The organism is Vreelandella neptunia (assembly GCF_034479615.1).
Lineage (GTDB): Bacteria > Pseudomonadota > Gammaproteobacteria > Pseudomonadales > Halomonadaceae > Vreelandella > Vreelandella neptunia.
On the sequence record NZ_CP140255.1, the window covers coordinates 1,313,217 to 1,336,585 of the forward strand.

Below are 23,369 nucleotides of genomic sequence, written 5' to 3' on the forward strand. Positions count from 1 at the left end.
GTAGAGTTCACAGCACAATAAGAAAATGCTAATGGCATCTAGTGACAGGGGCGACATAGCGACCGACCCATCACCGCAGACGACTAAAAAAGGCGCCCGCTACCGGCGCCCTCTGGCGAATCTTCATCGCGAGTTCTCAAACACACCCACCGGCCTTACTTGTCGTCCAGCCCTTCATCCTCTACCAAGCCGCGCAGGTAGGCCGCGTGCATCACCACGTCCTCGGCCATTTCCGCCATCAAGTGATTGAGCCACGCGTCGGACATAGCCCCCTCAGGGAAATAGAGGCTTTGAAGGCGCAGGTTGGCCGTATCGCTGCAGGCCCACATCACCCCCTCGACCACCTCATCCAATGGCGGCATATCTTCCCACTCGCAACATTGATCCTGGTGGTAGTAGACCTGGCGCAGGTAAGCGGGCATCTGTTCCAAATGCCAAGCGGGCAGGATGGCGTAGCCCGGGTGCTTGCCGGCAAAGATGGTCGTCGCCCAACGCACCTCGACGCTCTGGCGATAATGGGCCTCGGCCTCGCTGATCTCGCCGCACCACCAGGCGACCCATGCAGCCCAGGTCATCGCCTGCAGTTCGTCCAGCACATGCTCCACCACGCCCGGGGCGTTGAGCCAGGTCTGGGCCTGGGCTTGGGCATCCACGACGGCAAGGCTGTGCCAGGGTGGGGTGCCACGACCGATGTCGGTAGGCGACTGTCGGGTGGTGTTCTGGGCAACCGCTGGCGAATCCACGGCCATCGTACCCTGATCAACACGGCAGCTTTCTCGGAGCGCGCAGGCCTCGGGTACCGGGCAGGCATCACACAGCGCCAGCATCTCCATGACGAACCCTGCCGGCTCACCGATCATTGCTGTGTCGTCATCCATCTGCCCCTTGCCCCGCCACGCTGCCAGCAACGGCCGCTGGGCTCCACTGGCGCGCGCCAGTACTCGACGGCTGCCCTCGCTATGCCCCGGCCCCAGCGCGGCCCACAGGCCTTCCAGTAACGTCGGCAGGCGTCCCAGCTCAGGGTCGGGCTCGGGGTCAAAGCGCCGGTAGACCTCACTGGGCGAGAACACCTGGCCGTCATGGTAGATAGCCAGGACGACCACTCGCTCGCGCTGCTCGGGTGGCAGGTGTTCGGGGAGTGATGGGTTATGCATGCGCGGTTCTGCACAATGCCTCACCCATCCCGGCGATCACCTCGCGCAGCTCCAACTGATCCAGCCATTGAGGGGGAATTGCTACCTCCCCATGCATCGCCCCCAGCAGGTTGCCGGCAATGGCCCCGGTGGAGTCGCTGTCGCCGTCGTGGTTCACCGCCAGCACCACGCCGTGGCGTAAGTCGTTGGCCACTAACGCGCAGTAGACCGCAATGGCCAGGGCTTCTTCGGCCACCCAGCCTTCGCCCAGCGCCGTGATGGCCTCCGCATACGGGGTAGCGGTACCCGCCAAATGCCACGCGTGCTGCAAGGCGTCTCGCGTCTCCGGGTGGCCATCTTCGTCGGCGAGCAGCGCCAGGCTCAGCGTCAGGACTTCCTCCAGGCTGCCGCCTTCGACTAGGCGCTGGACCAGCACCGCCATTACACCCCCGGTCAGATAGCCGCTGGGGTGGCCATGAGTCAGCCAGGCCAACGCCTTACCCAGGGAAAACGTCTCGCGGGGCTCAAGGCCTTGGCAGGCCCCAAACAATCCCACCGGCGCCATCCGCATCACGCCCCCGCAGCCCTTGCTGTCATTCACCGCCCGCTCACCCAGTACCTTCATCTCACGCAACGCCGACAGGCAGGTATTCCCAGGGGCGCGCCTGGCGTGCAGAGTGGGTTCGGCCAGCAGCGCGCTCTCCACCGATGGTGCCGCCTCCGTCAGCGCGCTACGTCCGCCTTGGGTGATCAGCCAGCGCTGCAAGGCCGCTGCGCCCACTTGGCGATGCACATCGATATTCCTCACCGCCTGCAAGGCCTCGACTGCCAATAGCCCCTCGGCGGTGAACAGGGTCATCTGGGTATCGTCGGTGATCGCGCCCACGCGGCCATAAGCCTTGAAGTAGTCGGTAATACCGGGTTCACCAAAGCGCGCGATGATCTGGCTCCGGCGCCAAAACTCCACCGGGGCGCCCAGGGCATCGCCGCAGGCCCCGGCGAGCAGGCAGCCTCGGTAACGGCTCACTAAGGTAGAAGAAAGCAAAGGGTGCTCAGACATGGCGTAAGGCCTCCAGCAGTGGTTGGTCGTTGGGATGGTGCAACACCTCGCCGAGGCGTGCGATGGGCACTAAGCTCACCGCTTGGCTTTCCCAGCCCATATCAGCAGGACTGCCACCAAGACGTCTTGCCAGGAAGTAACGGCACACCGTGCTTGAACGCGGCACGTCAATTAGCCAACGGGTTAGCGCGATGAGTAGCCCGGCTTCCTCGAACGTCTCTTTGATGGCGGTTTGTTCCAGGCTTTGTCCCGACTCCTGCTTGCCCTTGGGAAAGGTGGCCCGGTAGCCACCAAAGGCATTGCTGGGGTGGATCACCCATACCCGGCTGTCGGGTTCCACGACCACGGCGCCAGCGGCCGCCCGCTTACCTGGCGATAGGGTCAATGGCGGAGTTTTCAGGGCGTGTGATAGGAAACCGCCGCCATGGTGAGGCGCTTGCGCTTGCGTGGCGTTAGCGGCCTCGCAGGGCTCACCATTGGGTGCTACCTCGCCTGAATAACACGGCACCAGCGCCAGCCCGTACAACTGCGCTGGCAATGGCCCATCTGGCACCACCCGAGCGATCGCCTTAGGATCCTCCCAGCAGGCCAGAGGCGTCGGGGTTGAGGGCGCCAACAAGATAACCGGCTGGCCGGCATCGTCAGAGCAGGGGTGGAACTCGGGCATGGCGTGGTCTCGGTAACGTAAAGCGACCAGACTAGCCTGAGGCGGCTGTCATCGCCATTGAATCAGGGAGTTAGCGTTTTCAGGTGGCATGGGTAAATCGCGCGGTGGTTCCCCTATGGTAAAGTGCCTGTATTGCATGAGGAGTGGCCCATGAACGAATTACTCGATCCCACCAACGACTACGTTTTCAAGCGGCTGTTTGCCGAAGCGCCGGATCTGCTGGTGGATCTGATCAATGATCTGCGCCCGGATTTGCCTGATATTACGTCTGTTGAAATCATCAATCCCAACATCGAGCCAACTGAACTCACCGGCAAGTACATCATCCTCGACGTGTTAGCCCGTGATGGCGAAGGGAACTGCTATAATGTGGAGGTGCAGGTACGCCGTTACGGCGCTTGGCACAAACGGGGATTGTTCTACCTGACCCGCACGCTGGGAAGCCAGTTGAGCGCCGGGGAAGATTACGAGGAGCTGCGTGCCTCGGTAGGCCTGCACCTGCTGGACTTCGACCTGTTTACGGATACAGCCGCCGAACGCGAGCAAGCGGTATGGCGGTTCGAAATGCGCGATGAACGCCAGCCGAATATTTCGCTGGGGAACGTTTTGCAGATGAACCTGATCGAACTGAACAAGGCGGATCGCCTGGGCTTGCCAGAGGGCCCACTACGCGCCTGGATTACTTTCTTCAAGCACTGGCAGGAGGAACTCACGATGGCGAATGTTGCCCACGAACCGGTTAAACGTGCGATGAGCCGCATCCGCGAACTCAGTGCCGACGAGGAAACTCGCCGCTTGGCTTTTGTGCGTGAACGGGCTCTGCGGGATGAGGTATCGTTGCTGAACGATGCAAAGCGAGAAGGTGAAATGACAGGAGAGCGTCGCGTTTTGCAGCGTCTGCTGAGAAAACGCTTTGGTGAGTTACCCGCGTGGGTAGGTGAAAAGTTGGAGCGGGCTGATACTGGGCAGCTAGAAACCTGGACGGATGAAATACTGACTGTCGATAGCCTTGATGAACTTTTCAAACACTAAGTCTTCACAAAAAGCGACGAGCCGCATCCGCAGCGCCGATGAAGAAACTCGCCGCTTGGCCTTCGTGCGTGAACGGGCGTTGCGGGATGAGGTGTCGTTCTTGAATGATGCGAAGCGGGAAGGTGAGCAGTTGGGCATTGAGAAGGGCCGACTGGCAGAGGCTCGTGATGTTGTGCGGGCCCAACTCAACTTCAAGTTTGGTGAGGTGCCTGGGTGGGTAGAGGAGAGGCTCACACAAGCCGACCATGATCAGTTGAAAGGCTGGATGCGCGATGTACTGTTCGCCGATAGCCTGGAAGCTATCTTCAAGCACTAATACACCGGCGGATCACGGTTCGATCCGCCCATGCCCCATCCTTGGCGATTAGCTCACCCTCCAGCAAGCGCTCCGCCGCCAGGAGCGCCAGCGTCACCACCTCCTGTCGCGTCTTGCCATGAGCCTGCCCCAGCCGGCGCAGGCGTGCCTGACTTTTCTCGTCCAAACTCACGGTGACTTCCTTGAATCCCTGCGCCTGGCGGCGCTGGCGATAGCGTTGCTGGTGGCTGGCGGCCATGGTGATAACCTCACGACGTGATGGAATAGGCCTCAGTGTGCGGTCACGACGTGAAGGGGAAAGGGCGCACAATTTTGAGCGATGGGATGCTCATTTTTGAGCGTAAGCGGTGAGGTATCGAGCTTCCGAGAAGCATGGAGACGCCGCGAAGAAGCCGCTCTCGGAGGAGCGGCCTGTGTGTCGCATAAGATGGTGTTGCTGATGCGCAGGGGTCAGCCGGTCATGGCCTGCGTGGCAGTGATCGGCACCCCGATGGGCGTCTTGTGCAGCGTCATGGCTGTTGGCGTCATCTGCTGGCTAAGGAGCGTCCCCACCTCATTACTAGCGTGCAGCAGGGTCGCATTGGACAGATGGGCATAGCGCTGGGTAGTGGTAACCTGCGTGTGGCCGAGTAACTTCTGTACCTCATACAGCGATCTTCCCGCATTGATCAGAAAGCTAGCAAAACTGTGGCGTAGATCATGTAGGCGCAGGTCTGGCAGGCCAGCACGCTGGCGTGCGGAGTCCCAGGAATGAAATACCGAAATGAACGGCTTGCCGCTTTTGGGGTTGGCGAAAATCCAGTCGCTGTCGGTGACCTCACGGCGAGAGGCCAGCAGCCCCAATGCCTGCTCAGACAGGGGCACATGCCGCGCCTCGCCGGTCTTGGGCAGCGGGATGCGCCAGCGTTTCTGCTCCCAGTGGATATCCTCCCAACGTGCCTTCAATACCTCACCCCGGCGTGCCCCGGTTAACAGTAGCATGGCCACGATAGGCCCCAGTAAGGGGTTGGGCGAGGTATCGATGGCCTGGAACAGCGCCTGGGCCTCCCCGGCGTTCAGGTAACGCTCGCGGCGGTTGTTCTCCTGGAACTGCGGAATCCCCTTGGTAGGGTTCTGGGTCACCCCGGGAATGTCCCACTCCATGGCTAGGTTGTAGAGGTAGCGGACCAGGATCAGCACCCGGTTGGTGCTCGCTGGTTTATGGCTGGCGCGGTGCTGGTGGATCACCTCGACCATGGCCGCCTTGGTGATCCTGTCCAGTGGCAGGTGCCCCAGGTAAGGCGACACATGGTTGCGCAACAGGCACTCATCGGTCGACCAGCTGCGCTTATACATCTTGACGAAGGGCAGGTAGCGCTGCTGAATGAAGACCTCCAGCGTGGGCACCTGGCGCGCAATCCGCTTGTCCTCGGCCGGGTTCTCGCCCATGACTACCTTCGACTTCACCTCTTGGGCTTTTTGGCGTGCCTGAGAGAGCTTGATCAGCGTCGCATCGCCCAGCTTATGCTGGTAGCGCTTGCCCCGGTCATCGGTGTAGCGCACGTAGTACGTACGTCCACCCGAAGCCCGTAACTCCAGCATCAGCCCAGGCACCTGGGTATCCTGCAGGTTGACCTTGCGCTTGCCCGGCGGACACGCCTGTTTATCGACAAACGATTGCGTGAAAGGGGGTGTGGCCACTATGCTTCTCCTTTTAGAGCCATACGGCTAACAAGGCACAATATAGGCCATATGATTCAAATAAGCTACATAAAGGAACGGTCATGTCTCAGCCCATTGACGCCGCACCCAGCCCCACCCTTAGCAGTGCCTACCAATGCGCCATCCTCATCCGCGCACTACGCACCTTCTACCGCTTGAGTCAGCATGACCTGGCGAAGCTGTCCGGGGTATCCCGGCCGACTCTCGACCGCATCGAATCACTGCGTGGTATCGAGCGTGCTCGGCAGTCGACTCTCGAACACTTGTTGGATACGTTTCGTCAACTAGGCGCAGAGATCACCCTCGACCCACAGAAAGGGGCGCAGGTGCATTTCAACCTGACGGCCATGGCGTTGAGCCTGGAAACGCTGACCGATCAAGCCGAGTTGCGCGATCAACTCGCCGTGTTTGAGCGTCCCGCCGAGATGGCCCCTTCAGCTTTCGAGCGATTGCTGGCGCTGGCGGAAACCCAACGCTCACCGGTGATGGAGCGTTTTCGGCAGCGCCCCTTTCCTTCACCGGCTGACCCTGTTTGGCAGCAGGCTCAGCAGGATGCGCACGCCCACCGCGCTGAGTCTCTTCGCCAAGTGCAAGTCGCGGCGAGTGAGGCGGATGCGCGGGGGACAGTGGAGGATATGAGCAGCTATCTCCAAGGCGTTGATTTAATTGATAAAGATGATTTTAAGAAACTGCGCCGAGCAGCGGCGGAAAAACGATCGCGGAGGACGAAGGGAGGATCGGGCGAAAGCGAGGAATAAAGCGGCGGTAAGTGATTGATATAGCTATTATGATTCATTTGAGCTGCATTGGCTCTCACTACAGGTGTCGATAATCTGACGGGTACTGATAACAACGACACATTCAATGCAACGAACACTACTGCCAGCACTGTTCTGGGTGGCTTGGATAGCATTGATGGTGGCGCTGGTAAAGATACTCTGAACATTGCCGACACTGCTACTGCGGCTAACGCTGATTTTGCTTTACCTGCAGGCTTCACTGTATCTAACGTAGAAACCCTTAGTGTTACTACTAATGGTGCAATTGGTACTAGCGCAGGCACTGCTTTTGACGTTTCTGGACTGACTGGCCTGACTTCTTTCACCGGTGTTGCAGCTGGTGCGGGTACTGCTACTGGTAGCAACCTTAAAGCTGCTGGTACTACCGACGTTAAACTGACTGTTTCTGGTAACAACCAAGTCGATATCGCTGGTGGTAAAGCTGTTAGCGTTATCTCTGGTACTGCCGGTACTGGTACAGTCGGAGTCACCGGTAAAGACCTGACTTCCGTTTCTGTTAAGGGCGGTGGTGTAGTAACCATCGATAACCTTGGTGGCGCTGCTGGTACTACCACTTCTGTTGGTACTACTATGACTGCGGCAACTTTGGACAATGTTGCTGGCGCAACAGCTGCTGTTAAAGGCGCTGCTGTCGACACTGTCACTGTTAAGAACCAGGATACCGCTCTTGCAACCACAGTAACCAACGGTACTTCCAAAGCACTTAATGTCAATGTCGATAACGCTGGTTACGACTCGACAGGCGCTGCTGTTGCTGGTGTGAGTGTTGCTGCTGGCTCTGCTGCTGAAACAATTAACGTTAATGCGACTGGCTCAAAGAGCAATGTCACAGTTAGCGGTACTGCAGCTAAAACTCTGAATATTACTGGTGATGCAGCACTGGCTCTTGCTCCTGTGACAACTGCCACGAAGCTGAATGCTTCAACAGCTACTGGCAACTTGACACTTGGTGATCTGGCGGCTGTTACTGTTGCCGTAGATACCGGTGCTGGTAATGATAGCTTTGCTATTCAGGCGACTAATAAGGCAACTGTCAATACCAATGCTGGTAATGACACTGTTACGCTGAAGTCTGCTATCGCAGCTGGTTCCACAGTTAATCTGGGTGCAGGTAATGATAAGCTGTTAGATGGCACCGGCGGTTCTGTAGCAACATCTACCGCAGCAGCAACCACCACTATTGATGCTGGTGAAGGCCGTGACACTGTTTCTGCTTCCCTGATCAATGCTGGTAACGCTAAGCAGTTCGTTAACTTTGAAGAACTGGATCTGTCTGCTGCAGCAAACCTTGATGTTGAGCTAATGACTGGCTCTACCATTGATGGTCTAACCCTTACAGGTGGTACTGGCACGAGCGCAACAGTATCCAACGTAGCGGCTGGAGCGGGCTTGAGTGTATCAGGTGACAACTCCGGTGGTACTACTACTATCGGTGTTAAAGGTGCTGCTACAGGTACTTCTGATAGCTTTGCTGTCACCTTTAACGGTGCTGATGTAACGGGCGCTACGGCAACTGCCGCCAACGTTAAAGCAGGCACGGTAGTCGTAAATGGTATTGAGTCTGTGAGCATCGCCTCTACAGGTGGCAGTAATACTTGGAACAGCATTGCTGTTACCGATGACAAACTGCAGACTTTAACCATCACTGGTGATAAAAACCTAGACCTGACTTTCGTTGGAACTAACGGAACCAATACCAGTGCGAATGCTGGTGGTGCTGTTAAAATGATCGATGGTTCTGCAGCGACCGGCAAGCTTAGTATTAACACTACTAACGTTGTGGCTGACGATAAAGCAGGAGTTGGCCTGACGGTTAAAGGTGGTTCTGCAGATGACGCCATCACTCTGACGCAAAAGGCAACTGTCGAAGCTGGTGCAGGTAACGATACCATCGTTTCATCTGCAAACGGTGGTACATTCACCGGTGGCGCAGGCAATGATGTCTTCGACATTAAAGCTGCAGTTGGCAATGTCTCTACCATTACTGACTTCACAGTCGGTGCTGATAAGTTGACACTCGCTGACCTAGGCACTGAGACATTTGCATCAACTAAAGTCGATATTTCTTCTGCGACTAACTTAACTGATGCCTTGGATCTTGCAGCGGCAGGTAATGGTGGCACCAACGCAGCAGTGTCTTGGTTCCAGTACGGTGCTGATACTTATGTTGTGCAAGACAACACTGCTGGTGCGACATTCGACGCAGCAACAGATATCGCTGTGAAGCTGACTGGCACGGTTGATCTGTCGACCCTGACAGTAGCAGACTTCAACTTCGCTTAATCCCTCTCTCTGAGAAGGATGCCTATCGCTAGATAGGTAGCGTACCTAAACCCCCGGCCTCGGCCGGGGGTTTTTCTTTGATAACGAGGATTGCATGACCATTAAGGAATTCGAAGAGACCGTCTGGCGCCTGAAAGGCATCCGCCTGGTGGTGCGCGAGACTGTGGATGTACAGGTGGACGACTATGACTACCAGAACGCCGCTAACCGCACCTGGTCGATTGCCGAATGGCTGCGTAACCGGGTCGAGCCGTGCCTGCCGGGTAGCGAGATCGTCGTACTCGACGGTCAGGGCGAGCAGCCCAACCGCCGTAAACGGCTGGACACCCTACGCGGAAGCTACGCGGCGGAGTGATGGGGTGCCTGCTGACGCCGGCAAGGTGGTGGCCCCCAGCACCAACCGTGACTGGCTCTCTCTTTGATGTTGAGTAAGGCAAACGCCTAGCCTATGCCACTGACCAACCCCCGGCCCCGGTGCCGGTTTTTGTCGTTACACTGCCCACCACTATTAACGCCTTTTGAGTCGAGAGTCGTTATACCCCAATGGATTGCGCTTTTCCCCAGCCAGCGCGCGGGCCAGGGGTACTTACCCCGGGGTGATTAGCACTTTGCGGATCAGCTAAACGTTGCGGGACTTCTACTGGCGGAACTGCCAAAGCTGCTGCCCCACTATGTCGTCGTGTTGCTCAAAGAGGGCGAGCACTACCAACTCATGGTGCTGCTGGGGGAGCGGAACCTGTATGTGGCTCCCGATGGCAAATGGTTGGGCAGCTACGCTACGTGCCCGCCAGCCTGCTTGGTTACCCCTTTACTCTGGCCAACAGGGGACAGCGTCTGTCGTTTAGGATCGCATGGAAACGACCTTGGAATGCGGTCGACGCCCCCATCCTACTGACCCAGGCCCCAGGGCAGAGTCGTCCCGCGAGTCTGCCTACGCTGAACGGCTATAGCTCAATGCCAACCCGAACATCGCCCAGGTCGGCGTCGAGCCGCTGTAGCCCAGATTGTCGTATGGGCCATAGGATAGCGGTTTCGCAGATTTTGTTTGATGGCTAATTTTTTATTTAAGCATGACGAGTCATACAAATTTAGTTTACCGATTTAAAGTAACGATATGCCTTCGAAAAAGGGGGCTTTTCGTCGCTGAGATGGCTGTCATTCCTAGGTATTACTCGCTAATATCCTAGTATGAGAAAGCTGGTCATCGGCTGGTGATGTTTTCTCAGTACAGGTAGACGAGAAAGTGTGGAAAGAAAAGTACCAACCAAGCCTGCTGATAATGTCTGCGATTAGCTAACCAGCGAGGTTAGTAAGTTGCTGATTCTAATAATAAGTTGTTATTTTTTATAAAAGGGGAAGGATGTGCAAAAAGAGCGTTCAAAAAAACAATGGATAATCGGTCGAGCCCCCCTCGCGTTGCTGACCATTATCGGCGCAATTGGCGGTGTCTCCCAAGCTCAGGCTACCTGTGGCCCGCCTGATTCGGTCTATATTGGATCGGTCTGCGCGACGGCTGCCAACTTTTGTCCGGTGAACTATATCGAGTTGGCAGGACAGACGCTTTCCGTTTCGTCAAATCAGGCGCTGTTTTCTCTTCTGGGATGCGAATGGGGAGGGGATTGCAGATCCTCTTTCGCTGTTCCGGACATGCGGGGACGTTCGCCTGTAGGGACTGGCCAGGGCAACGGTTTGTCGCTCATGCGACTGGGCCAGTATCAAGGTTGGGAAACGCATACTTTGTCGGTTGCCGAAATGCCGGTACACAACCATACGGCGACTCTCTCTTCGGCAGCCATCAGCGCTTCGCTGAAGGCTTATGACGGTAATGGTGCATCGCCCACACCTTCGGCCTCAAACTCCCATTTCCAGACAGTGGCGAAAAATTCGTTTCAAGTCGCTGATGAGGCCAACATTTACGGGTCTGGAACGGGCAGCCCAGTCACGATGGAGGGGTTTGATGTGGCTCTCAGTGGCGGCAATATCAATGTCGGTTTAACCGGGAACTCGAACGCTTTCAATATTCGTGGGCCAGTCACGCCATTGACCCATTGCATGGCGACCGAAGGGCTTTATCCACCCAGAAACTAATGATGTCAGTTTTATGATGCATTGCCACTCACCATCGTAGGTAACGAAGGCGAGTGGCGTCTTAGTATCCAAGACAAGGTTGCCCGCCACCGGTGCGTTGGTGACTCATGGTAGATAGGGGTGAAAAGATGAGTATCGCGACTCTTGTGCAGGGCGGTCACGTTTTCAATGCTCCGAAGGCGGGAGCCACCAGCGGCACTCGCCGAGTCGTATTCATCGACAGCGAGGTGGCGGATTATGAAGCCCTGATTCGCGACATTGACGATGATACGGCCGTTCATATTGTGCCAGGGTCGCGAATTACGATTCCATGGATGACCGAGGTTCTGTCGCGATACTCGCATCTGGAGAGCCTGCATATCGTCTGCCATGGCAGTGAGGGACAACTCACCCTGGGTCAGACCGAGCTGACCCTGGGGGCATTGTATGCCTCCAGCCAGGAACTCTCGTCCTGGGGTAAAGCCCTGTCGGAGACGGCCGACATACTGCTGTACGGATGTTGCGTCGCTGCCGGTCAGGTAGGAAGCGATTTTCTCGTGGGATTTGCCGATCTGACGGGGAAGAACGTGGCGGGCTCGACAACCGTGATCGGTACTTCGGGGGATTGGGTGTTGGATCGTACCGTGGGCACGGTGACGGCCGGTTCTGTGTTTTCCGAAGCCGCTATGGCAAGCTATAGCCACGATCTGGCCACTGTCATCGAGAATAATCCTGGCAATGCTTATGGCAGTGCTCTCACAAATGCCACGGGAGTGACATTTTCCCAGTCGTTCACGGCCACTGCCAGCGGCGACCTGACGAGTATCGCGGTCGTTGCTGGGGAGGTGGGGGGAAACGTGACCCTCAACGTCTATTCGGGCGATGGCTTCGTCGGTGGTCCTTTGACTTCCCAGACGTTTACCGTTTCCGTGGACTCTAACAACCAGGACTATCATTTCCAGACAGTGGCACTGAATTCACCGATCAGTGTCACGAACGGTTCCGTTTATACATTCGAATTACGGCATGATTCGGGGAGTTTTCCGGCCTGGGGGCTTGAAGAAAACGGCGCTACCGGCTCGAATGGGGATTATACGGGCGGCATCATGTATGCGGATGGGGTGGCTCAAAACGACTTCGATCTCTATTTCCAGGCCACTATCACTCCCTCCAACAACGCTCCGGCTTTCTCCAATCTGAATGCTACGCCTGGCTATATTGAGGGCGATGCTGCGGTGTTACTCGACGCAGATGCCACCATCGCCGATACCGAACTGGATGCGCTCAACGGCGGCAATGGCGATTACAGCGGCGCCTCGTTGGCCATCGCCCGCAACGGTGGCGCCAATGCCGAGGATAGCCTGGGATTCGATACCAGCGGTGTCGGCTTCACGGTATCCGGTAGCAACCTGCAATCCGGTGGTTTAACGTTCGCGACCTACACCCAGAGCGGTGGTGCGTTGACGATCAATTTCACGTCGTCAGGTACCGTGGCGACGACTTCGCTGGTCAACGACGTTCTGCAGCGGTTGACCTATCAGAATGGCTCCGATGCCCCGCCTGCCTCGGTGACGCTCGACTATACGCTCAGCGACGGCACGGATGTGGCAAGCGGTACCAATCAGATCACGGTCGGTATCACGCCGACCAACGATGCCCCGACGGTCAGCAATTTGCCGGCGGGGATTGCCATCAACGAAGATCAGCCCGGTAATCTCGACATTTCGGCAAGTAGCTTGGTCGATCCCGATAGCGCCTCGATCTCGGTAACACTTGCCGTTTCGGCAGGCACCATCGGTTTGGCGAATCCCTCGGGGTATTCGGTCACGCCATCCGGCAATGGTACGTCGAGCGTGGTGCTCACCGGTTCCGCGTCTAATATCAATTCATACCTCGATACGCCCTCGAACGTCATTTATACCCCGGCCCAGAATGTCAACGGTGTGGGTGCCGCGACACTATCCCTCAGTGTCAATGACAACGATGGCTCCGGCGATGTATCCATGGGCTCGGTGCCGATCAATATCACTGCGGTCAACGACGCCCCGTCGGTCAGTGGGATCTTCGGCGATACTTCCAGCCAGGTGACGGCCGGTAGCGGCGCCGTCAACGTGACCGGGCTCGACGATGCGACCCTCTCCAATATCGACTCGTCCGACTACAACGGCGGTGCCCTGACCCTGGCCCAGAACACCGGCACGACCAACGGTAGCTGGGGGCTGGATGGCATCAAAGTCACCGCAGGGGGGGATGGTGCGATCAGCGTCGGAGAAACAATCGCCGTTGGCGGCACCACCATCGGCATGGTCGATGCTGCCGACGACGGGCTGGGCGGGAATACGCTTGGCATAGCGTTCAACGCCAATGCGACGGATGCGACTATTCAGCAGCTGATTCGCGCGCTGACCTACGAAGCCCCCTCGGGACTCGGCGACCGCTCCTTCACGCTGGAGCTGAACGATGGGGACGGCACGCTGAACGGCGGAGACGCGACATCGTCGGGTAGTTTCACGATTGCGGTAACGCCCAACCCGCCTGTGTTGAGCGGCCTGGACGGCGACTCGGTGACTTTTACCGAGGCGGGCGCGCCCGTGCGTCTGGATATGGGGGGCAATGCCACCGTCAGCGACGTGGACAGTACGGATTTCAATGGCGGCGCGTTGACGGTATCCATAGCGGGGGGCGCTGCCGCCGGCGAGGACGTACTATCCCTTCAGGAAAGCAGTGATGGTCGTTTGACGCTGGTCGGTTCGGAAGTCTTTTGGGACGATGACGGCAACGCGGGCACGGCAGCCGTCAAGGTGGCTGACGTGTCGGGCGGCACCAACGGGGCCGACCTGGTGCTGTCGCTTACCGGTGCCGCCAAGCCGGGCCTGGGCGAAGCGGTGGATGTCATGCTGAGCAATCTCGCCTATCAGAACACCAGCGATACGCCCTCGGAAACGAGCCGTGAGGTGTCGGTGACGGTGCGGGACGCCGCCGGCGGCAATGGCGCCGTTTCCGCCACTTCGACGGTGACGGTGGGTATTCAAGCCGTCAACGATGCGCCCGTTTTCACCGGCGTCGACGCCACGCCGAGCTTCATCGAGGGCGGATCCGCCGTTGTGCTGGATGGAAACGCCAGTATTGCAGACCCCGAACTCGATGCCGCGAACGGCGGCGCGGGCAATTATGCCGGTGCCACCCTGACCCTGGCCCGCCAGGGCGGGAAGAATGCCGACGACGGCTTTTTCGCCACCGGCAAGCTGGGGGCGCTGACCGAGGGGGGCGACCTGGACGTTGGCGCTACCACTATCGGCACCGTGACTGCCAACAGCGGCGGCATGCTGACGCTGACCTTCAATGGCAACGCTACGTCGGCGCGGGTCAATAGCACGTTGCAGCAGATTGCCTATGCCAACGGCAGCGACGCGCCACCGGCCAGTGTCGAGATTGCCTATCGCTTCAGCGATGGCAATAGCGGGGCGCAGGGCAGTGGCGGCGCGCTGGCCGATGCCGATGATTCGGTCACCGTGACGCTCGTCGGCGTCAACGACGCACCGGTGTTTACCACGCCTGGCAAGTTGAGCATGGACGAGAACACCACGGCGGTGACCACCCTGGCTGCTACCGACGCCGAGGGCGATACGCTGGTCTACAGCATCACCGGCGGCGCCGATGCGGCGTTGTTCTCGCTGGATGCCAACAGCGGGGCGTTGACATTTACCGGCGCGCCGGATTTCGAGAGCCCGAAAGACCAGAACACCGACAACGTCTACGAGGTGACCGTCGCGGCTGCTGACGGCACGGATCAAACGGCCCACACCCTGGCGGTGACGGTGACCAACGTCGAGGAGACGTCGCCGAGCCCCGATCCCGATCCGTCCCCCGGCCCGATCCAGGTCTCCGAGCCTGTGTCGCAACCGGACATGCCTTCAGGTTTGCCCTCGGTGAGTGAGACGATCATCAACACCGGGAATACCCCGGGCAGCACCAAGCTGGTCGAGAATAGCGGCAATGCTAACGAGGTGACGGCCACGCTGCCGGGCGGCGTCAGTCTGGTCAATCAGGGGGCGCGCAGCGCCGTCGATGCTCAGCAGGCACTGGCTGACCTGATTGGCAGCATCGATGCCAAGCAACCCGGCAACCTGACCGACCAGACCGGCGTGGCCAGCCAGTGGCTCGCCAGCCGGCCCGGTAGCACGCTACTGGACATTCGCACGCTCGTCCTCAACGACAGCGGCAGTGCTTCAACGAACACGCCGATCCTGATCACCGGCATCGTCGATGACGCAGCCTCGGATCATCAGGAGGCGTTCGTCATCGATGCCAGCGCGTTGCCTAGCGGCAACCGGATCCAGCTCGATAACATCGACTTCGCCAGCATCATCGGCGCGACCACCCTCAGTGGCGGTGCCGGCAACAATGTGGTGAGCGCCGACGATGCGGCGCAGACCATTGTGCTCGGCGCCGGTGACGATGAACTGCATGGCGGTGGTGGGCGTGATCTGGTCGGCTCGCAGGGCGGCGACGATCTGATTTATGGTGACGCGGGCGACGACAGGCTATTTGGCGGTGAAGGCAACGATACCCTCGATGGTGGCAGTGGCGTCGATATTGCGCGCTTTGCACTCGACGCTGGCGAAGCCACGTTCCGTTATGCCGATGACGGCAGCCTGATCGTCAATGCCGGTAGCCTGGGCAGCGACACGCTGAAAGGCATCGAACTGTTACGCTTCGATGATCGGGTCATGCTTGCCAAGGCGCCGGCACTGATTGAGCCGAGTGGCTTCGATGAGGCCTTCTATCTGGCCGCCAACCCTGACGTCGCGGCTGCGGTGGCGGCCGGCGACATTCCCAGTGGGGAGTGGCACTACCAACATTATGGGGCTGACGAGGGGCGCTTGGGCGACCCTGCGGCAATGAATTTCGACCGGGCGCTCTACCTGGCCGCCAACCCCGATGTCGCCGCAGCGGTGGCGGCGGGCGACATCGACGCCTTTGCCCACTACCGTGATTATGGAACCGCCGAGGGACGTTCGCCCAATGCGCTGTTCGACGAGCGCGGCTACCGCGAGGCTAACGCGGACGTTGATGCGGCGATCCAGCGCGGCGAGCTGGACAGTGGCTACCAGCACTACCAGACCTGGGGCTGGCAGGAGGGGCGCGACCCGTCGGCATGGTTCGACCAGAGCGAATACCTTGAGGCTAACCCGGACATCGCCGAGGCCAGTGTCGAGCCTCTGGGTCATTACCTGCGCTACGGCTATGACGAGGGGCGGGTGGTCGTGCCGGCCGACGATGGGCTGTGGGGGTAAACAAGCGTTTACTGTGATCGTGGAGTCTAATGGTCAGAAATTACTGAGAAGGATACCTATCAATAGATAGGTAGCGTACCTAAAACCCCCGGCCTCGGCCGGGGGTTTTTTGTTACACTGGCGGCCACAATGAATTAATGCCTTTTGAGTCGAGAGTTGTTATGCCCCAATGGATCGCACTTTCCCCTAGCCAGCACGCGGGCCTTGGTTACTTGCCCAGGGATGGTTACCACTTTGCGGATCAGCTAAACGTCGCGGGAATTCTGCTGGCGGAACTGCCCAAACTGTTGCCCCACTATGTGGTGGTGTTGCTCAAAGAGGGCGAGCACTTCCAGCCCATGGTGTTGCTGGGGGTGGGCGAGCGGAACCTTTATGTGGCCCCCAATGGCAAATGGTTGGGCACCTATGTGCCCGCCAGCCTGCGCGGTTACCCCTTTACCTTGGCCAACAGCGAACAGCCGGGGGAAAAAGTCTTCGCCATCGACGCAGATCACCTCAGTGAGAACCAGGGTGACGCCCTGTTTGATGACGAAGGCAAGCTGGCGGGCACCGCCGCCCAAACTCTGGATTTTTTAACCCAGTGCGATCGCAACCGAGCGGCTACCCAGCAGGCCTGCGATGCGTTACAGCGTGCCGGAGTGATTGAGCAGTGGCCATTGACCATTGAGCGGGGCGAAGGGCAGGAGCCGTTAACGGTGAACGGTCTCTACCGTATCAATGAAGCGGCGCTTATCAACCTGGAAGCCGATGTGTTCGCCACCTTGAAGGGCGCGCCCATGGCGCTTGCCTATGCCCAGATGTTCTCCATGGGGCAGCTTAACCAACTGGCAGATCGCGCAAAGTTCCACGCTGAACACGGCGCTACCCAGGAAGTACCGGAAAACCTTGATAGCGTGCTCGATGGCATGGATGATGACGACCTCATGTTCGATTTCGATTAACCGTTGCCCCTTTGAACATGGCTTTTGTGGTACCCAACGTTTTAACAAAGGAGTAAGTAATCATGGCCGATGAAAACCAGACCATTACCATTGATGGCACCGAGTACAACCTGGCGGAGCTTTCCGAGGCTGCCCGCAGCCAGCTAGTGAACCTGCGCGTCACCGATGCCGAGATCGAAAAGCTCAACCAGCAGCTGGCGATCTTTCAAACCGCTCGTACCGCCTACGCCCGTGCCCTGGGGGAAGAGCTACCGAAGAAGAAAAAGCCAGCGGCCAAGAAAAAAACGGCGGCTACCCATTGAGGGTTACACTGCTGGTCGGCCTGTTTAGTCTTGCGCTAGCGGGCTGTGTGCCTTTTGTGCCGATTATTTAATCGGCGTTTTAGTAGGCAGCTAAAAGGGCGATAACACCTTCAGGTGAATGTAAACAAAGGAGTAACGACTCATGGCAGACGAACCCCAGACCATTACCATTGATGGCACCGAGTACAACCTGGCGGAGCTTTCCGAGGCTGCCCGCAGCCAGGTGGTGAACCTGCGCGTCACCGATGCCGAGATCGAAAAGCTCAACCAGCAGCTAGCGATCTTTCAAACCGCTCGTACCGCCTACGCCAACGCGTTAGCCGCAGAGCTACCTAAAGAGCCATCTAAAACCAAGCACTGAGACACCCAGCCGGGATAAGGGCGCTCCATGCCACTACAGAATCGCGTTGACCCCTTCGCGCGCTGAAGCGCCCTCCCACAATTAATTTCCAGCCTGATAGAGCCACTTGTGGGAGGGAGCTTTAGCTCGCGACCGTTTGAGCTTCCAGCCGGATACCCTGTTCGCCCGCTGAAGCGGCCTCCTACAATATGCTTCCAGCCTGGCGGAGCCATTTGAGGGAGGGAGCTTTAGCTTGCGACTGTTCAAGCTTCCAGCCTTATCAGCCTAAGGGGTGCCTTCGGCACCCTTCGCGCGCTGAAGCGCCCTCCCACAATTAATTTCCAGCCTGATAGAGCCATTTGAGGGAGGGAGCTTTAGCTCGCGACCGTTTGAGCTTCCAGCCGGATACCCTGTTCGCCCGCTGAAGCGGCCTCCTACAATATGCTTCAAGCCTGGCGGAGCCATTTGAGGGAGGGAGCTTTAGCTTGCGACTGTTCAAGCTTCCAGCCTTATCAGCCTAAGGGGTGCCTTCGGCACCCTTCGCGCGCTGAAGCGCCCTCCCACAATTAATTTCCAGCCTGATAGAGCCACTTGTGGGAGGGAGCTTTAGCTCGCGACCGTTTGAGCTTCCAGCCGGATACTCTGTTCGCCCGCTGAAGCGGCCTCCTACAATATGCTTCCAGCCTGGCGGAGCCATTTGAGGGAGGGAGCTTTAGCTTGCGACTGTTCAAGCTTCCAGCCTTATCAGCCTAAGGGGTGCCTTCGGCACCCTTCGCGCGCTGAAGCGCCCTCCCACAATTAATTTCCAGCCTGATAGACCCATTTGAGGGAGGGAGCTTTAGCTCGCGACCGTTTGAGCTTCCAGCCGGATACCCTGTTCGCCCGCTGAAGCGGCCTCCTACAATATGCTTCAAGCCTGGCGGAGCCATTTGAGGGAGGGAGCTTTAGCTTGCGACTGTTCAAGCTTCCAGCCTTATCAGCCTAAGGGGTGCCTTCGGCACCCTTCGCGCGCTGAAGCGCCCTCCCACAATTAATTTCCAGCCTGATAGAGCCACTTGTGGGAGGGAGCTTTAGCTCGCGACCGTTTGAGCTTCCAGCCAGATACCCTGTTCGCCCGCTGAAGCGGCCTCCTACAATATGCTTCAAGCCTGGCGGAGCCATTTGAGGGAGGGAGCTTTAGCTTGCGACTGTTCAAGCTTCCAGCCTTATCAGCCTAAGGGGTGCCTTCGGCACCCTTCGCGCGCTGAAGCGCCCTCCCACAATTAATTTCCAGCCTGATAGAGCCACTTGTGGGAGGGAGCTTTAGCTCGCGACCGTTTGAGCTTCCAGCCGGATACTCTGTTCCCCCGCTGAAGCGGCCTCCTACAATATGCTTCCAGCCTGGCGGAGCCATTTGAGGGAGGGAGCTTTAGCTTGCGACTGTTCAAGCTTCCAGCCTTATCAGCCTAAGGGGTGCCTTCGGCACCCTTCGCGCGCTGAAGCGCCCTCCCACAATTAATTTCCAGCCTGATAGAGCCACTTGTGGGAGGGAGCTTTAGCTCGCGACCGTTTGAGCTTCCAGCCAGATACCCTGTTCGCCCGCTGAAGCGGCCTCCTACAATATGCTTCAAGCCTGGCGGAGCCATTTGAGGGAGGGAGCTTTAGCTTGCGACTGTTCAAGCTTCCAGCCTTATCAGCCTAAGGGGTGCCTTCGGCACCCTTCGCGCGCTGAAGCGCCCTCCCACAATTAATTTCCAGCCTGATAGAGCCACTTGTGTGAGGGAGCTTTAGCTCGCGACCGTTTGAGCTTCCAGCCGGATACTCTGTTCGCCCGCTGAAGTGGCCTCCTACAATATGCTTCCAGCCTGTCGGAGCTACTTTTGGAAGGGAGCTTTAGCTGGCGACCCTGCTCCTTGCTAGCCACCTTCCACAGCTTAAGCGTGCTCAATCACCCTAGCCAGCCATGGTCATCCAGGATAGTGCGCACGGCAGTCAGTTGGGCAACACCGACGCCAAAACTACCGCCGACCGGATTAAACACATCCAGATAGAAGGTTTCATCCGGCTCGGGGGTCATGTCGCCAATCACTTCAACGGCAATCGTCGCTTGGTTTTCGCCAGGGTAGAGAATTAATGTATCCGCTACCGCCAGATAGTCTTCTCCAGCGTTGGCGGTGCCATCGCGAGTGGCGTAGTCAACGCTTAACCACTGGCCTGGGTCGCTACGCACGCCGTTAAATTCGAGCAGGAAGTAGACCAACTGCGTGCCACTATTGCCTTCTTGAATCGAGGTGACCACATCTTCTGGTCGGGTAGGGGCGTTTGTGTCCATCTGGCGCAGGCTTTGATCGATCCACTGCTGGTAGTGGCTCACCCGCTGGAAACCCGCTATTTCGCCAAAGCTGCTATCCAATTGGTCATTCACATCGGGTGTTTGGTCGTTACGGCTGAGTGATGCTGAGTAAGTGGTGATACCTGCCACTTTGTTGCCAATAAAGGCGGGGCCGCCGCTATCGCCAGGGGCGATCATTCCTTCTGCAGCGCCACGGCCAGTATTGTCTAAGCCCATTAGCACACCTAGTGCGTCGTTGGCGCTGCTGCCGTTGTCGAAATCGATAATTAATTGAGAGCCTGCCAATGGATCCCAGTTGATGCTGCGGCCAAAGGCTGCTTTCAATCCTTCTCCTGTGGTGTCGAAGCGGTTTTCAGCAAGGTGTTTAGTGGGCGCATTAGTGCCACTCTCAATATAGCCGGTGGCTCCATCGCCAGTGAGGCCGTAGCCAACAAGGGTTATTACGTTGCCGAGTTCATCGCTATGCCGGTAGAGCGCGCTTCGTTCTGCGGTTACCGGTGCAGGGTCAGTTAACCACACTAACGCGAGGTCATTGTTTACACCGTTGGTTTCATAAAGCGGATGTAGGACATAGTGAGAGGCTGGCAGGTTTATACGCCCATCAGGAGTGTCCATGCGCACCGAAACGTTATTGGTGCCTTCCAGTACGTGGGCTGAGGTCAACACAGCCCGGCCGCCGTAAAGCAGTGTGCCTGAACCGTAAAAGCCCTCAGCCAAGACTTGGACAACGCCGTCGTAGCCTTCGCCAGGTAAGACCCGGTAGCGGTCAGGATCGCGGGTGACGGTGACCATGTGCATTACCTCGCTGAGTATTGAGCTGGATGACAAACATCGGGTTTCACGATAATTGACAATCTTGTTTATCGTCAGTCGGATTGTAAGTCACTAATATACCGAGTGGATGGAGACTTTCTCACCGTTAGATTGTTAGGGGCCAAGGCAACCGAAGGTGCTCTGCAAGGGCAAGAATACAGCGGATCGCGCAAGCGGTAGCCTTTTTAGTAGCAAAACGCTCCATTTAATTACCCATTCAACGTTGTAAGTTACTAATATCGATAAATACTTACGTTACGTCACACGTTATAATGACATGGTGCGTCATACCAAAGGGTTAGGGAACCCTGTGATCGCGTTTTAAACATAAATAAAAACAGTGGGATGTGTAGAAAGCAGCACGCATTCACGACCATAAGGACAGTTACTATGCCCCTAACACCTTCACAAAAACAGGCGCTAGCCGATGAATTGATTGATGTTATGGAACGCTTCCAACACTACGTGGATCATCACCCTGATCACTATGAGGCGTTGATCACGCAGCCCTCCCCAGGTCACTTGATTATCAAGCTTCAGCCCACTTACCCTTCTGAAGAATAAGCCGGGTAAGCCTCGATATTTGTGGGATTAACTAAGCAGAGTTGGGTCGCCGGTCAATTGATAAACGGGCGACCCCTGGTTGACCGCCTGCCGTCGGTTATTGAACGGCTCGGAGGTGGGCGCTGGTTATCCCATGAGATGCGCAGCGGTTAGGCGATGTGTAAGGCTTTTAAGATGGGTAGTTGCTGCTCGGCAAAGGCGATAGCTTGCTCCTTCAGTTCGGCGATATTTTGCTCATCGCCTTGCACTGTTTTACCCTCTTTGACCAGTTGTTGGCCTTGGGACTTAAGCAGCTGCCAAACAAACGCTGCCCACTGTTCGGGCTGCTGTATGCCCTGGGAACGGGCGAGCAGAAACAACTGGTGAAAGCGAACCACTTTAACGCTACCGCCAATAACGGGGCTGGCCAGGTAGGTAACGTCATCGCTCCCGCGGGCTTTATCCATTAGATGCAGGTTGAGCTTGTCTGTGCGCTTCTTGGCTTTCTGGAGGGTATTTTCGTCTTGCACCGGGGCGATGTGGCCACCGCCAATCAGTACCGTGACCGCTTCGCTGATCTGGGCGAGGTTTACCCGCTCTTGCAGAGTTTTCTCAAGTTCTCCCAGGCTGCGGGGCTTATGGTCAGCCATCGCATCCAGAATAGGCGCATATATTGCTTCGTTCATATCGGCTTCACCTAGCGCGCCTTTAACCTTCAACGACACATCGTGGCGTGGGCTGGTCAGTATGATGCGCTGGGCGCGCAGCTGTTCGCTGCGTTCAAGTCCATTCACTTCGCGCGGGCCCTTGACCCAGTAGTCGCGACGGAACTGCTGGTTGACCATAAAGTCGCGCACTGTCTCGCGGAACAGGCGGTCGGGCAACTGCTCGAGCAGTGCTCGCTGCTCCTGGGTGAGGTTGATGCCGGTCACGTGGTCGAGATAGTGCGCCGAACAAGCGAAGCCCAGCTTGGCGGATGATAGCCACTCAGCCAGGGTAGAGAAGTGCATTGGCAACCAGTCGTGGTTGAAGTACTCGTGGGCAAGGTATTGGCGGTTCTGGTTTTTAATCTGGTTTAGGCGTTCGTTGACCTGGGGATTGGCCCGTGCGTAGGTGGGGTTGGTTGCCAGTAGCTGCTCGGCAAAGTTAATCGCTGCGTCAACCTTGGGGACGATGCCATGGCCTTCGGCACCCATCACTTCGCCATGTTCGCGCATTAGATGGCGCATCGGCGCAAAGGAAGCCCAGCCCGGCTGGGTGTTGTAGCTTATGTAGAGCACGCCACCCACCTTGAGCTTGCGGCGAACGAAATCGACAATCACCGCCCGGTTCTCATCAGAGATCCAGCTCCAGATGCCGTGCAGGCCGATATAGTCGAAATCCGGTAGGTCATCTCGCTGGCAGAAGGCATCAAAGGCGTCGTCGTGCAAATGGGCATTGGCGCCACTGGCTGATGCTACCGACTGGGCAAACGCCGCCTGTGAGGGGTTGAAATCCGTTCCGTGCCACTCCACCAGTGAGGCTGCTGCATGGCTGTTGATACTGATTCCCTGACCAAACCCCAACTCGCACGCTGTGCCTATGTCGGGAAAGTCGAGCCCGGCATTGAGAAAGGCCAGCTTTAGCCGTAGGGGGTTGAGCTCTCCGTAGTAGCCGTAGGTATAGCCAATATCGGCCACGTAACCAGCGGTCCAATCACTCATTGAGTCACCTTTCAGTAGCTTGTGTAGGATAGTGCCAGA

The 23,369-nt window shown here is 57.6% G+C and carries 18 protein-coding genes and 1 pseudogene; 12 read left to right on the forward strand and 7 right to left on the reverse strand.

Annotated features, from left to right (window positions below; genetic code table 11):
* Positions 1 to 155: 155 nt before the first annotated feature.
* Genes SR894_RS06010 through SR894_RS06020 form a run of 3 tightly spaced genes read right to left on the reverse strand, consistent with a single transcriptional unit; the run spans position 156 to position 2,860 of the window.
* A complete protein-coding gene (locus SR894_RS06010) occupies positions 156 to 1,154 on the reverse strand; it encodes a hypothetical protein (protein ID WP_223289041.1) in 999 nt (332 codons plus the stop codon).
* Positions 1,147 to 2,193: an ADP-ribosylglycohydrolase family protein gene (locus SR894_RS06015; RefSeq protein ID WP_223289040.1), complete on the reverse strand. Its 1,047-nt coding sequence runs from the start codon at positions 2,191 to 2,193 to the stop codon at positions 1,147 to 1,149. Before SR894_RS06015 ends, SR894_RS06010 begins: the two co-directional genes overlap by 8 nt.
* Positions 2,186 to 2,860: an NUDIX hydrolase gene (locus SR894_RS06020; RefSeq protein ID WP_223289039.1), complete on the reverse strand. Its 675-nt coding sequence runs from the start codon at positions 2,858 to 2,860 to the stop codon at positions 2,186 to 2,188. The genes SR894_RS06015 and SR894_RS06020 overlap by 8 nt, the downstream gene beginning before the upstream one ends.
* Before the next feature lie 150 nt (positions 2,861 to 3,010).
* Between SR894_RS06020 and SR894_RS06025 the strand changes: the two genes are divergently transcribed.
* Both SR894_RS06025 and SR894_RS06030 read left to right on the forward strand, forming a co-directional pair.
* Complete coding sequence (locus tag SR894_RS06025; protein WP_223289038.1) at positions 3,011 to 3,892, forward strand: Rpn family recombination-promoting nuclease/putative transposase; 882 nt, start codon at positions 3,011 to 3,013, stop codon at positions 3,890 to 3,892.
* Positions 3,873 to 4,208 (forward strand): RpnC/YadD family protein, encoded by a 336-nt coding sequence (locus SR894_RS06030; protein ID WP_223289037.1) that lies wholly within the window; start codon positions 3,873 to 3,875, stop codon positions 4,206 to 4,208. The genes SR894_RS06025 and SR894_RS06030 overlap by 20 nt, the downstream gene beginning before the upstream one ends.
* Here the strand turns inward: SR894_RS06030 and SR894_RS06035 are convergent.
* Both SR894_RS06035 and SR894_RS06040 read right to left on the reverse strand, forming a co-directional pair.
* Complete coding sequence (locus SR894_RS06035) at positions 4,198 to 4,518, reverse strand: hypothetical protein (RefSeq protein WP_223289036.1); 321 nt, start codon at positions 4,516 to 4,518, stop codon at positions 4,198 to 4,200. The two genes, SR894_RS06030 and SR894_RS06035, sit on opposite strands and share 11 nt — an antisense overlap.
* 140 nt (positions 4,519 to 4,658) lie before the next feature.
* Positions 4,659 to 5,888: a tyrosine-type recombinase/integrase gene (locus tag SR894_RS06040; RefSeq protein WP_223289035.1), complete on the reverse strand. Its 1,230-nt coding sequence runs from the start codon at positions 5,886 to 5,888 to the stop codon at positions 4,659 to 4,661.
* Positions 5,889 to 5,971: 83 nt separating this feature from the next.
* Between SR894_RS06040 and SR894_RS06045 the strand changes: the two genes are divergently transcribed.
* From SR894_RS06045 to SR894_RS06080, 9 genes and pseudogenes are all read left to right on the forward strand, one after another.
* Positions 5,972 to 6,667, forward strand: coding sequence for a helix-turn-helix domain-containing protein (locus tag SR894_RS06045; RefSeq protein WP_223289034.1), 696 nt, complete (start codon positions 5,972 to 5,974; stop codon positions 6,665 to 6,667).
* 48 nt (positions 6,668 to 6,715) lie between these two features.
* A complete protein-coding gene (locus tag SR894_RS06050) occupies positions 6,716 to 8,992 on the forward strand; it encodes a beta strand repeat-containing protein (RefSeq protein ID WP_223289033.1) in 2,277 nt (758 codons plus the stop codon).
* A 94-nt stretch (positions 8,993 to 9,086) separates the two neighbouring features.
* Complete coding sequence (locus tag SR894_RS06055; RefSeq protein WP_223289032.1) at positions 9,087 to 9,347, forward strand: hypothetical protein; 261 nt, start codon at positions 9,087 to 9,089, stop codon at positions 9,345 to 9,347.
* 264 nt (positions 9,348 to 9,611) lie between these two features.
* Positions 9,612 to 9,887: pseudogene (locus SR894_RS22935) on the forward strand (hypothetical protein); the annotation flags it as partial.
* A gap of 467 nt (positions 9,888 to 10,354) precedes the next feature.
* A complete protein-coding gene (locus SR894_RS06060; RefSeq protein ID WP_223289031.1) occupies positions 10,355 to 11,080 on the forward strand; it encodes a phage tail protein in 726 nt (241 codons plus the stop codon).
* Between the two features lie 128 nt (positions 11,081 to 11,208).
* Complete coding sequence (locus SR894_RS06065) at positions 11,209 to 16,356, forward strand: DUF4347 domain-containing protein (protein ID WP_223289030.1); 5,148 nt, start codon at positions 11,209 to 11,211, stop codon at positions 16,354 to 16,356.
* Between the two features lie 161 nt (positions 16,357 to 16,517).
* The gene (locus tag SR894_RS06070) at positions 16,518 to 17,297 is read left to right on the forward strand and encodes a SapC family protein (protein WP_223289029.1); all 780 of its coding nucleotides are present in this window, start codon (positions 16,518 to 16,520) and stop codon (positions 17,295 to 17,297) included.
* Between the two features lie 62 nt (positions 17,298 to 17,359).
* Positions 17,360 to 17,599 (forward strand): DUF6447 family protein, encoded by a 240-nt coding sequence (locus tag SR894_RS06075; RefSeq protein WP_133730246.1) that lies wholly within the window; start codon positions 17,360 to 17,362, stop codon positions 17,597 to 17,599.
* Between the two features lie 142 nt (positions 17,600 to 17,741).
* Positions 17,742 to 17,960: a DUF6447 family protein gene (locus tag SR894_RS06080; protein ID WP_133730247.1), complete on the forward strand. Its 219-nt coding sequence runs from the start codon at positions 17,742 to 17,744 to the stop codon at positions 17,958 to 17,960.
* A gap of 1,906 nt (positions 17,961 to 19,866) precedes the next feature.
* Here SR894_RS06080 and SR894_RS06085 read toward each other — a convergent pair.
* Positions 19,867 to 21,063 carry a trypsin-like serine protease gene (locus SR894_RS06085; protein WP_223288257.1) on the reverse strand — a complete coding sequence of 399 codons (1,197 nt, stop codon included), beginning with the start codon at positions 21,061 to 21,063 and terminating at the stop codon, positions 19,867 to 19,869.
* Positions 21,064 to 21,474: 411 nt separating this feature from the next.
* On the opposite strand from SR894_RS06085, the gene SR894_RS06090 reads away from it, so the two are divergent.
* On the forward strand, positions 21,475 to 21,648 hold the full coding sequence (locus SR894_RS06090; protein WP_223288256.1) for a hypothetical protein: 174 nt from the start codon (positions 21,475 to 21,477) through the stop codon (positions 21,646 to 21,648).
* A 149-nt stretch (positions 21,649 to 21,797) separates the two neighbouring features.
* Here SR894_RS06090 and SR894_RS06095 read toward each other — a convergent pair whose 3' ends face one another.
* A complete protein-coding gene (locus tag SR894_RS06095) occupies positions 21,798 to 23,330 on the reverse strand; it encodes a class I SAM-dependent methyltransferase (RefSeq protein ID WP_223288255.1) in 1,533 nt (510 codons plus the stop codon).
* Positions 23,331 to 23,369 lie beyond the last annotated feature (39 nt).